The following is a 12,814-nucleotide window of genomic DNA, read 5'->3' on the forward strand; positions in this document are numbered from 1 at the left end:
AAAAGGTGAGAAAACTGTTGTCTTTGCCACCCAATCTGGTGAGTGCGTTTCATGATGTAACGGGACTGGATCATGATGAGTACTTTGCAACCTGCGACCCCGTAGGGCATCGTCTGGGTAGTGGAGGAGGTACAACCTGGCTATTGCAGGAGTGTTATAAGAACGATGGTGAGGGCACGTTTGACGAATGGCTTGCTAAGGAGAAGCGAATCCTGATACATGCGGGTGGACAAAGCAAGCGCTTGCCAAGTTACGCTGTGTCGGGGAAAGTGCTGATGCCTCTGCCTGTGTTCCGATGGGAGCGTGGGCAAAAGCTCTCTCAGAATCTGTTGAGTGTCCAGCTGCCGCTTTATGAGAAGATGATGCAGATGGCTCCCGACAATATCCATACGATGGTTGTCAGTGGCGATGTGCTTATCCGCGCCACTCAGCCCCTACAGCCGATACCACAGGCAGATGTCGTATGCTATGGTTTGTGGCTCGATGCCTCGGTGGCTAAGAATCATGGTGTGTTTGTGAGTAGCCGTCGTACGCCGTCGGTTCTCAAACAGATGCTTCAGAAACCATCGGTGCAGACGTTGGGGGAACTCATGAAAGATCATTTCTATCTGACGGATATAGGTGTGTGGCTGCTCAGCGACAGGGCCGTCAAGCTGTTGATGAACCGTAGTGAGGGTAGAGAGTATGACCTTTATGGCGAGTTCGGCTGTGCTCTGGGTACTGATCCAACCAAGCCCGATGGCGGGATATCAGATCTGAGTGTCGCCATTGTGCCACTTGCCGGTGGTGAGTTCTATCATTTCGGCACCTCTCGCGAGATGATCTTGTCAACGCTGAGAATCCAGAATCTGGTGAACGATCAGCGTGAAATCATGCATCTGGATCGTAAGCCTCACCCCAGCATCTTTGTGCAGAACGCTGTCACGAAGATTCCTTTTACTGATGAGAATAGTAACATATGGGTAGAAAATAGTTATATCGGGCCTCGTTGGCACTTGACTCACGATCATGTGATTACGGGGGTACCTGAGAATGACTGGAATATCAGTCTGGAGCCTGGTGAGTGTATCGATGCAGTACCTGTTGGCGAGGACGACTATGAGGTGCGCCGTTATCGGATTGATGAGCCTCTGAACAGTAATGAACTGGCCGAACGTGCTAATCTGCGTCGCCTGTTTGCCCAGCGAAAGGCGTTCCGTCAGCAGAACTGGGGCGCGTTGGCTGAGAACTGGCATCACAGTGTGTTCTATCAGCTCGACTTGGCTGATGCTGCTCAGGAGTTCAAGGAAGGTGGCATCCCCATGCCATCGGAGTTGCCTGAAGACGCGCCTTTGATGACACGTATCCACAATGCAATGTTTCGTGGCGATAGCGATAAGGCTTTTACCCTTTTGCGCGAAGGCCTGTGCGCGGGTGATGGCCTTCTTCAACAAACTCAGGGACCATCGCTCTGTGTGGCCGACGATCAGATTGTCTGGGGGCGCTCTCCTGTGCGTATTGATATTGCAGGCGGCTGGACTGATACCCCTCCTTACTGCTTGATGGAAGGTGGAAACGTGATTAACCTGGCCATCGAACTGAATGGTCAGCCCCCGCTTCAGACATATATCCGTCCATCAAGAGAGCCGCACATCGTGCTTCGTAGTATCGACCTTGGTGCTGTAGAGGTGGTTGAGATCAATGAGCAACTCACAGATTTCATACATGTAGGCTCGCCCTTCTCTATCCCTAAGGCTGCCCTCGTATTGGCAGGATTTGGTCATGGGAATGTTTCTTTACGGGAACAGCTTGAGATTTTTGGTAGTGGGATTGAGTTGACGCTGCTTTCTGCTATCCCTGCAGGTAGTGGGCTTGGCACATCGAGCATCCTGGCTTCGACAGTTCTTGGAGCTTTGAACGATTTCTGTGGTTTGGGATGGGATAAGAACGAGATAGGGCGTCGCACACTGATGCTGGAGCAGATGCTCACTACTGGGGGTGGTTGGCAGGATCAGTTCGGTGGCGTGTTCGGTGGTGTAAAACTGTTGCAGACGGGCAGGGGCTTCAATCAGAGTCCTCAGGTGAAATGGCTTCCCAACGACCTGTGGACACAACCAGAGTATCGCCCGTGTCACCTCTTATATTATACAGGCATCACCCGTACGGCTAAGAGTATTCTGGCCGAGATTGTGCGGCGCATGTTCCTGAATCATGGCGGTGAGCTCCGTCTGCTTCGTGAGATGAAGGAACATACGATGGAAATGTATGAGGCTATTCAGCAGAACGATTTCCAGCGTGTGGGCTTGTTGGTGCGTAAGACGTGGCAGCAAAACCAGTTGCTCGATAGCGGTACAAATCCTGATGCCGTAGCTGCCCTGACCGCTCAGATTGATGATCTTTGTCTGGGCTATAAGCTTCCTGGCGCTGGTGGCGGAGGCTATCTCTATATGATTGCAAAAGATCCCGAGGCTGCCGCCCGCATCAAGCAGGTATTAAACAGCCAGCGTATAAATAAGAATGCCCGTTTTGTAGACATGACACTCTCTGCAACAGGCTTGCAAATCAGTCGTAGCTGATGGAGTTTAGAACGATAGTCGATGTCACGGATCCTGGATTCAGGATTGATCCCTGCGAGAAGATACTCTTTGTAGGCTCTTGTTTCGCTGACAGCATCGGACGTAGGTTTCTGGAAGAGAAGTTCTGTGCCACCGTTAATCCTTTTGGGGTGATGTATAATCCCGCGTCAGTGCTTCATACCATCGAACGCTTGTCGCCTGAGGAACTGAGTTTAATAAAGACGGTTTTCCTCACCCTTGGCACAAATCACGTTTATATTCTCAAGGAAACGGGGAAGATTGTGGATAATTGTCAGAAGCGGCCTCAGTCGCTGTTCGTCGAGAAAGAGCTCTCTGTCGACGAGTGTGCCGACTATCTGCAGAAGGCTGTCAATCTGTTGCGCCAGAGTAATCCTAAGGTCAGGGTGATACTCACCGTCAGTCCCATCCGCTATCGTAAATATGGTTATCATGGTTCCCAGCTTTCCAAGGCAACCTTATTGCTCGCCACTCGCCAGGTTGTGGGGGCGGGGTATTTTCCTGCCTATGAGATTGTAAACGATGAGCTGCGCGATTACCGTTTCTATACCGAGGATATGTTGCATCCATCAGCTCAGGCTGTTGAGTACATCTGGCAGCGATTGTCGGAAATGTACCTGAGCGATGAAGCCAAGGTCTTTCTAAAGGAGTGGGCACCTCTGAAAGCTGCCTTGAGTCATAAACCTTTCGACGCAGAGTCGAAAGAATATAAGGCATTTATGCATAAAACTATGTTAAAAGTAGAGGAGATGCGGAAAAAATACCCTACCTTTGCACTATAGAAGAAGGTAAAAAAGTTAAAAAGTTAAGATGAAATATTCTATTGAGAAAGTAACGACGCTTATTGGCGCCCGTCGTATTGGAGAGGCTGATGCCCAAATAGGCTGGCTGTTGACTGATAGCCGTTCACTTTGCTTCCCCGAAGAAACCTTGTTTTTTGCACTTCGCTCTGCCCGAAATGACGGACACCGCTACATATCTGATCTTTATCGTCGTGGGGTGCGTAATTTCGTAGTCGAGGCAAAGGGGATTCTTGAAACACAAACCGATGGCCTTAATGGCATGAAAGATGCTAATTTCCTTGTTGTACCATCTCCTTTGGCTGCCTTGCAGCGACTTGCAGAACGCCATCGCGACGAGTTCGATCTGCCCATTGTGGGAATTACGGGCTCAAATGGTAAGACCATGGTGAAGGAGTGGCTTTATCAGCTGCTTTTGCCATCACAGAAGATTGTGCGCTCGCCTCGCAGCTATAACTCGCAGATTGGTGTACCTTTGTCTGTATGGCTTTTGAACGAACAGACTGAGGTGGGTATCTTTGAAGCCGGCATCAGTCAGCCTGGCGAGATGTATGCATTGCGTGACATCATTCAGCCCACAATAGGTGTGCTCACCTCGCTTGGCTCCGCCCATCAGGAGAACTTCCGTTCCATGGAAGAGAAATGTATGGAGAAACTTGAACTGATGCACGATACAGAGGCCATGGTCTATTGTTCCGACAATGATATCGTGAGCCGTTGCATCCGCCGTATGAACTACAAGGGTGAGAAAATCGCGTGGTCTATGTGTGATGAGCAGGCCGCTTTTTTTGTCAAGGAAGTGAAGGATTCAAAAATCACTTATATCTGGCAGGAAGAGGAGAATTGCTATACCATCCCCTTTATCGATGAGGCTTCTATCGAGAACTCTATCACCTGCGCTGCCGTAGCATTATATATGGGGCTTACGCCAAGTCAGATTGCCGACCGGATGGCGAAACTCGAACCTGTGGCCATGCGTCTGGAGGTGAAGCAAGGGCAACGTGGTTGCGTTATCATCAACGATTCTTACAACTCCGATATCAACTCGCTCGATATAGCCCTCGACTTCATGAATCGTCGTGAGGCTGCTAAGAAGACACTTATTCTGAGTGACATCTTCCAAACGGGCTCTGCACCAGAAACCCTTTATGCGCAAGTTAGCGAACTGGCTGTGAAGCGTGGTATTGATAAGTTTATTGGCATTGGTCCTGAACTTATGGCTCAGGCCGATAAAATACAGATTGCCGACAAGGCTTTCTTTGCCGATGTGAAGCATTTCCTTTCGAGCGATGCCTTTGCAGGTTTACGTGACGAACTGGTACTGCTTAAAGGTGCTCGCAGCTTTTGTTTCGATCAGATTACGGAACAGTTGGAGCAGAAAGTACACGAGACCATTCTTGAGGTGAACCTCAATGCTGTGGTAGAGAATCTGAACTATTACCGCTCTTTCCTGAAACCTGAGACCAAGATGGTTTGTATGATCAAGGCCGATGCTTATGGAGCGGGTGCTGTGGAGATTGCTAAGACTCTGCAGGATCATCGTGTTGATTATCTGGCTGTTGCCGTGGCTGATGAAGGTGTCGCTCTCCGAAAGGCTGGCATCACGGCAAATATCATGATTATGAATCCTGAGATGACTGCCTTTAAGACCATGTTCGATTACGACCTGGAACCTGAGGTCTATAGCTTCCGACTGATGGATGCGCTTATCAAGGCAGCCCGCAAGGAAGGTATCACAGGATGGCCTGTACACATTAAGTTCGATACGGGTATGCATCGCTTAGGCTTCGATCCTAAGGATGATATCTTTAAGCTCATCGACCGCTTGAAACACCAGAATGCCATCATTCCACGTAGTGTGTTCAGTCACTTTGTAGGCTCTGACAGCGATGGCTTCGATGAGTTCTCTGCTCAGCAGTTCGCTCTGTTTGAAGAGGGAAGCCAAAGACTGCAAGCAGCCTTCGGTCATCGTATTCTTCGTCATATGGACAATTCGGCAGGTATCGAACATTTCCCCGAACGTCAGATGGATATGTGTCGTCTTGGTCTCGGTCTTTACGGCGTTGACCCGCGTGATAATCGTATCCTGAATACTGTTTCAACCCTTAAGACTACCATTCTTCAGTTGCGTCATGTGCCTGCTGGCGAGACTGTGGGTTATAGTCGTAAAGGAAAAATAGAACGCGACTCTGTCATAGCCGCAATTCCCATTGGTTATGCCGATGGCCTGAATCGTCATCTGGGCAATCGTAATTGCTATTGTCTGGTCAAGGGACAAAAGGCTGAATATGTGGGAAACATCTGTATGGATGTGGCCATGATTGATGTCACGGACATTCCTTGTATGGAAGGCGACCAGGTGGAAATCTTTGGTGAACATCTGCCTGTAACTGTGCTCAGCGACACACTTGACACCATCCCCTACGAGGTGCTTACAGGTGTCAGCAACCGCGTGAAACGCGTCTATTTCCAAGATTAAAATCTGGATAATTCCATAAATTGTATTTTATACACATCTATATTCCGTCCACTTTTTTAAGAAATGGTGGGCGGAATATTTTGTTGATTATCAGTGGCTTACAATTTTTAACCCCATAAAGTCGTCCACTTTTGAAGTCAATCCTCCGGATTCCGATTGCTTTTTTTCATAATTTTGCATCCAAATCCTAAATAGGGTAAATTCTAACTCAATATTAACGATAATTTAAAAAACAGTATGAAAAAAAGCAGGTTTATGATGATGCTATTGGCACTGATGGTGTCGGTGGCTATGCATGCCCAAGGTATCTTGGGAACTGTGACTGATGACCTCGGAGAGCCCGTTATTGGAGCTTCCGTTGTCGAGAAAGGTAATCCTCAGAACGGCTCCATCACTGATATGGATGGTCATTTCACTTTGAAGGTGAACGAGGGTACACCTATTATTATTTCATATATTGGCTTTACCACTCTTGAGGTGAACGCCAAGAATAACATGCGCATCACACTGAAGGAAGACGCCCAGACGCTGCAGGATGTTGTAGTGATCGGTTATGGTGTGCAGAAGAAGAGTGTGGTAACAGCCTCTATCGCCAAGGTAAGCGCTGAGGATCTGGAGGGAAAGACACGTCTGCGTGCCGACGATGCCCTGAAAGGACTGGCTGCTGGTGTAAACGTTACATCGTCATCAGGTCAGCCAGGTTCACAGTCGATGATCCGTGTGCGCGGTACAGGTACTATTAATGATACCAATCCGCTGTACATTATCGATGGTATGCCTGCCGATCAGTATGGTTTGGAGAGCGTTAACCCCAACGATATCGAGAGTATCGAGGTGTTGAAGGATGCTGCATCGGGTGCCATCTACGGTGCGCGTGCTGCCAATGGTGTTATCCTGGTAACCACCAAGAAGGGTAAGATTGGAAAGACTCAGATTAACTATAACTTCAGCTATGGTTGGCAGAGTGCCTGGAAGCATCGCGATGTAACAAGTGCTACTGACTATGCCATCCTGCAGAACGAGAAATACGTGAATGGTGGACAAGCTCCCCTGTATGCTGATCCATATAACCTGACTGATGCTAATGGTCAGAAGATTACTGGTTTTGGTACCGACTGGCAGGAACTGCTGTTTAACGACAATGCTCCTGTAGTTCAGCACGACGTATCGGTAAGTGGCGCTACCGAGAAGGTAAACTATTATTTGTCAATGGGATATTACACTCAGGATGGTATTGTAGGCGGTAATTATGGCCGTTCAAACTACGATCGTCTGACTCTGCGTTCAAACAACCAGTTCAATATCTTCGACGATTCAAAGGAACGTTCGTTCCTGAATAAACTCGATATCAGTGCCAACCTGTCATATATGCGCACGCATAGTACGGGTATCGACACCAACTCTACATGGGGCTCGCCTCTGGGTTCTGCACTTTACCTGGCTCCCACACTGCCTGTTACACTGAAGGGCGACGTGGCTCAGGAGATGATAGACCGTTATTCGGCCTATGACTTGTATCGTGATGCCCAAGGCAATCCTTACACTATTCCTAACTTTGTAGGTTCATATCAGGAGCAGAACAACCCCATCGCCATGATGCAGGGCAACCCCAGCAAGGGCTGGAGTCACAAGTTCATGCCTAAGTTCTCAATCGACCTGCAGCTGTGGGACAACTTGAAGTACCATTTCACCTGGAGCGCTGAGCAGAGCTTCTGGGGCAGCGATGGTGCTACGATATCAAAGTACTACCTCTCAGGTAACAACAATGCCGACCACACCTCGGCTTCATCAGAGAAAGCCAACAGCACCCAATGGCAGGTTGAAAATACACTGACCTACGACAAGGAGTTTGGCAAACACTCTATTGGTGTAGTGCTGGGTCAGAGCGCTTTGAAGTACAAGGGTAGCTATGTAGGTGCTTCGCACTGGAACCTGATTAACGTAAACAAACCTTATGTTGACTACACAACAGGCGGCAGTATCGAGACGACTACCGATGCCGATGGTAACATCACTGGCGTGAAGAGTCTGGTAAACGGTTGGGCTGGTCCGTATGTTGAGCACCATCTGGCTTCGCTCTTTGCCCGTCTGAGCTACAACTATGACGAGAAGTACATGTTCCAGGGCACTATCCGTCGTGACGGATCAAGCCGCTTTGGTTCTAATAATAAATATGGTGTGTTCCCCTCATTCTCTATCGGTTGGAATATTATGAACGAGGACTTCATGAAGAACACCAGCGACTGGCTGACCAACCTGAAGTTCCGTGCCAGCTGGGGTAAGAACGGTAACGAGAACATCGGTGATTTCCGTTATACCGTGCTGACCACTACCGGTGGTACAAGTAACTACTTCTTCGGACGTCAGGGGGTAATGAACTATGGTTCGAAGGCTAACGGATTGGCTAATGAGAACCTGAAGTGGGAGGAGAGTGAACAGACTGATCTGGGCCTCGACTTCGGATTCTGGAATAACAAGTTGACATTCACTATCGACTACTACATCAAGAAGACCAACGGAATGCTGATGACCATGCCTATCCCTTCTTATGTCGGCGAGACAAAGCCTATTGGTAACGTAGGTGATATGGAGAACAGTGGTATCGAGTTCGAACTTGGCTACAAGTGGAACATCAGTGATGCACACTTCTCTGTAAAGGGTAATGCATCATATCTGAAGAACAAGTTGAAGAACCTGGGTAACGATACTGGTTTCCTGAACTATGGTATCTCACAGTTCAGCGATGGTGGTACACGTGCAGAGAACGGTCAGCCTTTCCCATACTTCTATGGATATAAAACTGCTGGTGTCCTGCAGAATCAGGCCGAGGCCGATGCATACAATGCAAAGAACCATGCAACATCTAACCCTGGTGACTTGATCTTCGTCGACGTTAACGGCGACGGCTACATCACCAGTGACGACCGTACCAAGATCGGTAAACCAACTCCCGACTGGACCTTCGGTCTTAATTTCAATGCCGACTGGAAGGGCTTCGACTTCAACCTGTTCTTCCAGGGGGTAAGTGGTGCCGACATCTTCGATGCTACATGGCGTCAGGATATCGCATCAGGTAACTATCCAACTTGGGTGTTGCAGCGCTGGACAGGCGAGGGTACATCAAACAAGATTCCTATGCTGAAGTTGGGCGACTCGAAGAACTGGGTTGTTAGTGACATCTATGTACAAGACGGCAGCTATCTGCGTCTGAAAAACATCTCACTGGGTTACACGCTGCCTCGCAACCTCACAAACAGGGTTAATATCGAGCGCTTCCGCGTTTACGTACGTGCTGAGAACCTGTTCACATGGACTAAATATTGGGGATTCGATCCTGAGATTGGTACCAGCAGCACTTCTATGGGTGTAGACTACGGAGTATATCCTCAGGCTCGCATCTTTACTGTAGGTTTCAACCTCTCACTGTAAGTTTGGGAATAATGAATAATTAAAAGACAGATAAAATTATGAATACAAAGATATATAGAATATTGTGCGCTGGAGTGGTTGCAGTATCGCTTTCTGCTTGTAGCGACGATTTCCTGGAAGTACAGAATCCTACTGGAGAACCTCTGGAGGAATATTATATGACTGATGAGCATTTGAACGAGGCATGTACCTCGGCCTATGCTCCACTGCACTGGCCCGACTGGGACGGAACAGCCTATAACGACCTGACTTGCGATGCCGAGATTATGGGCGACGACTTCTGGGTAGGTGGTTCAAGTATCAGCGACAACCAGCATTGGCATAAGCTCTTCAACTTTGAGGGTGACGGCAATAACACATTGGGTACACTTTGGGGCGACTTCTATAGCGGCATCAAACGCTGTAACGATGTCATCAAATACTGCTCATGGGGCGGTGGTAACGAGAAGAACCGCACTTCATATGAGATGCAGGCCCGACTGCTCCGCGTGTACTATTATAATATCTTGTGGCATTACTATGGTAATGTACCCTTCTATCTGGAGAACCTGAGCGAGCCTTATACTGCTCCGCAGATGAGTGCCGACGAAATCTACGCACAGCTGCTGCCAGAACTTGAGGAGATCATCAAATCGAACGTCCTGCCTATGCGTTGGGATGCTGCCAACGAAGGTCGCGTATCTCAGGCGATGGCCTACATGCTCTATGCCGAGATGGTGATGTATCAGAACGATTCTGCCCGCTATCCCACAGCTTTGGGTTATATGAAGCAGATTATCGGTGACTCTCAATACGCACTGAATCCTGATTTTAAGAATTTGTTCGACGAAAGTGGTGAGATGTGCTCAGAGAGCATCTTCGAGATTACCTACGATGACGACAACGCACAGCGCGATTGGGGTACATCTATGCACGCTGGTGGTACCGTATTCCCAACACTCTGCTCACCTAACGGTTGGGCAGGTGGCGATGGATGGGACAGCGGCAACGACGGCTGGGGATTCCTGCCCATGCGACTTGAGGCTTACAACATGTATGCCGATAACGACAAGCGTCGCGATGTAACCTGCTGGGATGTTCGTGGCTATACCTACACTGAGCGTTATCAGGATACGCACATCTGGCATGGTAAGTATCGTCCACAGAGCGCTAACAATCAGGATTGTCCTACCTCAAAGAATCTGAATTACAACAACAATAAACGCATCTATCGTTATGCGGAGACCCTGCTGAACGCTGCAGAACTGTTGCTGCAGACTGGTGGCAGTGCTGCTGAGGCTGCAGGTTATGTAAACGAGGTCCGCGCACGTGCCGGACTGGCCAATCTGGCTAGCGTATCTATCGACGACGTGTTGAATGAGCGCCACTTGGAGTTCTGTGGCGAAGGTAAGCGCTACTTCGACTTGGTACGTGCCGAGGGTATCAGCGGTGCTACCGAGAAGGCTACCGTAAAACTCGTACCCGACAGTTATGGTTATCGCACTAACTCGTGGACACCCAATAAGAAGCATATTCCTCTCTCACAGAGCGAGCTTGATGCTGACCCCACACTTGTGCAGAATAACTATTAAAAGTAAAAAGGTAAAATACTAAAAAGCAAAAGATATGAAAACGAATATATATAATAAGGTTAAAGGACTTGTAAAGGCTTCACCTTTTTACCTTTTACCTTTATTCACCGCCTGTTCGCCCGAGAGTTTCGATGGCGCAGACCCCAATGGTATTCCGTCAGTAAACGGTGTCGACTTTAATATCACCGTCGATCAGGAGACCAACCAGATGATTGCTACTTATACCCCGCAGGCTGGTACTTATCCTGTGTGGATCCTTAATGGTAATAGCTATTCTACACTGCAGGAGGTTGGTTATCAGAATCCTGAAGCAGGCACTTATACCATCGATCTGAAGCTGGGTAACCGTAATGGTTTCAGTCAGGGCGTTGTCAGCAAGACCTTCACATTCAATGATACAAAGGTCGACTATAGTGCCGATTTCCGTAAGATTACTGGTAAGGAGTGGCGCATCGCCAATAAGGAAGTGGCTCACATGGGTTGTGGTCCTGCTGGTACTGATGGTGCTGGCTGGTGGTCGGCACAGCCAGACGATAAAAAGGACTTCGGTGTCTACGATGACCGCATCACTTTTACTGCCGACACCCGAAAGGGGGGTACGTACACCTATAGCGCAGGTGAGGATGGTAAAACCTATGTGAATACAGGTACCACCAAATGGGGCTCAGAGGCTGCTGACTTCGATGCAACCATTGGCGATCAGACATCTACTTGGAGCTTTGAAGTTTACGACTGGGAGGATGCTGATGGCAATATCACCAAGCAAACCTACATTCAGCTTGCTGACAACACCGCATTCCCCTATATCTCCAGCGATGCTCAGTATGAGAATCCAAAGTTCCGTATCGAGAGTCTGACCGCTAAGAAAATGGTGTTGGTCTACGATGCTCCCGACCGATCTATTGCCTGGCGTTTCATTCTGATTAATGGTGAAAACGAATCAGAGAACGATAAGCCTAAAGATGTGATGGATTGGGACTACGCCTCTTCAGCCAACCTTTGGAAGGCTGTTGATGAAGGCACTGTTGCTAGTGAGATGGGGTACTATTTCGCCGACGACAGCTGGAGTCCGATTTCTTATGCAGAGGCAACTCACAAAGGCGATGCTTATGAGCTAACACTCCCTGAAGGTTTGGGCGGCAGCCAGTGGCAAGGGCAGTATCACATCGATACTAAACTCACGGCTTCGGCTTCAAAGACCTATAACTTCTATCTCGTGATGGAGTCTGATCAGGATCTGCCTGGTGTTACTTTCAAACTCACCGATGCAGGCGACAGCAACTTCTTTATCGAGGAGCGTAACGACGTGGAGGGTGGCACACCGTTCATCCTGAAGCGTGAGGGCCTCACTCTGAAGGAAGGTGCTGATGCTTCCGCCATCCGTTTGTTCTTTGACTTCGGAGGTTCTCCTGCAGGTGCACATATTAAGATTAGTAATATCTACTTTGAGGAGGCTGTCAGCATGAACTACGATGATGCCGACAACCTGTGGAAGGGTGTCGACGAGGGTTCGGTTAAAAGTAAGTTCGGCTATTGGTTTGCCGATGACAGTTGGACACAGATCCCCAACGATGAGTGTAAGCATATCGGTGATACCTACGAGATTAAACTTCCCGAGGGTATTGGCAGTAGTCAGTGGCAGGGTCAGTTCCATATCGATACAGAACTTACGGCAAGTGCTGCGAAACAGTACAACTTCAAGATGGTTGTTGAGGCCGACAACGATTGCCCAGGTGTAACCATCAAGCTCACCGACGCAGGTGATACGAACTTCTTCTGTGAGGGACGTCACGACATCAAGGCCGACGAGCCTTTCACCTTCACCCTGAAGAATGCAACGCTGAAAGAAGGTGCCGATGCGTCAGCCATCCGTCTGTTCTTCGACTTTGGAGGCTCACCTGCAGGAACCAATGTCAAGATCAGTAAAATCATCTTTAAAGAAGCAAAGTAAAGAAGTGATAA

6 protein-coding genes are annotated in these 12,814 nt (G+C 48.6%); all 6 read left to right on the forward strand.

The features are described 5' to 3' along the window. Positions 1 to 5: 5 nt before the first annotated feature. On the forward strand, positions 6 to 2,555 hold the full coding sequence (locus T325_RS02820; protein WP_036910261.1) for a bifunctional fucokinase/fucose-1-phosphate guanylyltransferase: 2,550 nt from the start codon (positions 6 to 8) through the stop codon (positions 2,553 to 2,555). Further along, positions 2,555 to 3,355: a GSCFA domain-containing protein gene (locus tag T325_RS02825; RefSeq protein WP_036910262.1), complete on the forward strand. Its 801-nt coding sequence runs from the start codon at positions 2,555 to 2,557 to the stop codon at positions 3,353 to 3,355. Before T325_RS02820 ends, T325_RS02825 begins: the two co-directional genes overlap by 1 nt. 28 nt (positions 3,356 to 3,383) lie before the next feature. Beyond that, entirely contained in the window at positions 3,384 to 5,852 is a 2,469-nt protein-coding gene (locus T325_RS02830) for a bifunctional UDP-N-acetylmuramoyl-tripeptide:D-alanyl-D-alanine ligase/alanine racemase (protein ID WP_036910263.1), read from the forward strand. Positions 5,853 to 6,089: 237 nt separating this feature from the next. Further along, positions 6,090 to 9,281: a SusC/RagA family TonB-linked outer membrane protein gene (locus tag T325_RS02835; RefSeq protein ID WP_036910265.1), complete on the forward strand. Its 3,192-nt coding sequence runs from the start codon at positions 6,090 to 6,092 to the stop codon at positions 9,279 to 9,281. 38 nt (positions 9,282 to 9,319) lie between these two features. After that, the gene (locus T325_RS02840) at positions 9,320 to 10,852 is read left to right on the forward strand and encodes a RagB/SusD family nutrient uptake outer membrane protein (protein WP_036910266.1); all 1,533 of its coding nucleotides are present in this window, start codon (positions 9,320 to 9,322) and stop codon (positions 10,850 to 10,852) included. 34 nt (positions 10,853 to 10,886) lie between these two features. Then, a complete protein-coding gene (locus T325_RS02845; RefSeq protein ID WP_036910268.1) occupies positions 10,887 to 12,803 on the forward strand; it encodes a hypothetical protein in 1,917 nt (638 codons plus the stop codon). The last annotated feature ends 11 nt before the right edge of the window (positions 12,804 to 12,814 follow it).

The organism is Prevotella sp. FD3004 (assembly GCF_000746155.1).
Lineage (GTDB): Bacteria > Bacteroidota > Bacteroidia > Bacteroidales > Bacteroidaceae > Prevotella.

Excerpts from the sequence above, each read along its gene's own strand:
- T325_RS02845 (WP_036910268.1), top strand. The coding sequence starts at position 10,887 with ATGAAAACGAATATATATAATAAGGTTAAAGGACTTGTAAAGGCTTCA.
- T325_RS02835 (WP_036910265.1), top strand. The coding sequence starts at position 6,090 with ATGAAAAAAAGCAGGTTTATGATGATGCTATTGGCACTGATGGTGTCG.
- T325_RS02830 (WP_036910263.1), top strand. The coding sequence starts at position 3,384 with ATGAAATATTCTATTGAGAAAGTAACGACGCTTATTGGCGCCCGTCGT.
- T325_RS02825 (WP_036910262.1), top strand. The coding sequence starts at position 2,555 with ATGGAGTTTAGAACGATAGTCGATGTCACGGATCCTGGATTCAGGATT.
- T325_RS02840 (WP_036910266.1), top strand. The coding sequence starts at position 9,320 with ATGAATACAAAGATATATAGAATATTGTGCGCTGGAGTGGTTGCAGTA.